The 1,302-nt window shown below is 58.1% G+C and carries 2 protein-coding genes; both read right to left on the reverse strand.

Translation table 11 applies throughout. From position 1 onward, the window contains the following. Positions 1–51: 51 nt before the first annotated feature. Positions 52–261 (reverse strand): winged helix-turn-helix transcriptional regulator, encoded by a 210-nt coding sequence (locus HKK72_RS43070; RefSeq protein ID WP_187239446.1) that lies wholly within the window; start codon positions 259–261, stop codon positions 52–54. An 18-nt stretch (positions 262–279) separates the two neighbouring features. After that, positions 280–606 carry an STAS-like domain-containing protein gene (locus HKK72_RS39365; RefSeq protein ID WP_187239447.1) on the reverse strand — a complete coding sequence of 109 codons (327 nt, stop codon included), beginning with the start codon at positions 604–606 and terminating at the stop codon, positions 280–282. Between the last annotated feature and the right edge of the window lie 696 nt (positions 607–1,302).

Raw genomic sequence — 1,302 nt, forward strand, 5'->3', positions numbered from 1 at the left:
GTCGAGCCACTGACCAGCACGTTCACCCCGAGCGTGTCCCAGGAACCGCCCTCAGCTGCGGAACGCGGGTAATAGGGCGTAACCGAATTCCTTGCCCCCACGCTCAAGGTCAGTAACTCGTTGCTTGAGGACTGCGCCGGCTGCGACGAGCTTCTTCAGCCGGTTGTTGATGTTTTGTGGGGTGGTCCCCAAGCGGGCGGCGAGCTCTGTCGCGCGGAACTGCTGTAGCTCTCTGGCCGCCTGGTAGGTCTCCGTAAGCATCTCTGCTTTGCCGAGAAGCTAGTGCTGATCGGAATCGACTCCGAACAGATCCCGTCGGTGGAGGCAGATGGAGACGGTCTCCCGGGTCTCTTCGTCGTTCAGACCAGCAAGGTCAACGAGCATGGTGGTGTCACCGCCTGCCATGCGACTGTAGAAGCGCCCCAGGAACTCGTCGGCGAAGCTTATGGTCATAGCTTCGACCTCCGAGAAGTCGATCTTGAGCTCGGTTAGATCGTCGTTGGCCTCGATGAGCTTCTCCAGGTCTTCCCGCAAGGCTCGCGCCGAGCTGCGCGTGGAGAGATATGAGTCCTTATGCCCTACAGGGAAGCTGAGTGTCGAGGTCATATCGATCCTTTAGACTCCAAGCTAAGGCGAACTCAGAGTTAAAGCGCATCGCGGATGCGAGCCGCCTTTCGTCTCTCTTCCCGAGCCGCTAGCCTAGCCTGTACTCGATCACTTTCGTAAAGCAGCTGTTCTGCGAGAGCATCGAGGGCATCTGCCATACTCTCTCGCCAGGCGGCAAATTCTTCACTTATTTCATCTCCCTTAGGCCGCCCGGCCCGCACTGCCCGAAAGCATCGAAGGGAGTGTCGGAGTTCTTCAGGTATCGCCATATCTCGCCCAATTCCTCCAATCCGCGGCAAGAATCTGGTACATGCGGGACAAGGGGAGATTAGCGTGCCATGTTGCTCTATGGGGAATGAGTTACCTCTGGCACCCCCTCCGATCCGCACCGATTGGAATATCGCACCTTGGAGTGGAATCTCGGCCTCCTCAAATAGCGCGGAACAAGCCACCTCTCCACAGCCGCCGTGGTGGTCCGAATCAACTACAGCACGTGCCGTCTGGGGTGGCATTGAACCCCTCCGACTATCGGCCGCATAGGCGAATCTCGTGTGCTCACCATCCGCAGAGGTTATCTTCGTCGCCACGTTGGGTCTCTCGTCCGCAGCAATATCGAGAGCTTCATCCGCAAAGTCGAGCAGATCGTCATCAGCATTAGCACAGTTGTGTACGAGGACGGGCGTGTCCCCTACTTGG

The sequence above is a fragment of the Actinomadura sp. HBU206391 genome, from assembly GCF_014323665.1.
Classification (GTDB): domain Bacteria; phylum Actinomycetota; class Actinomycetes; order Streptosporangiales; family Streptosporangiaceae; genus Actinomadura_C.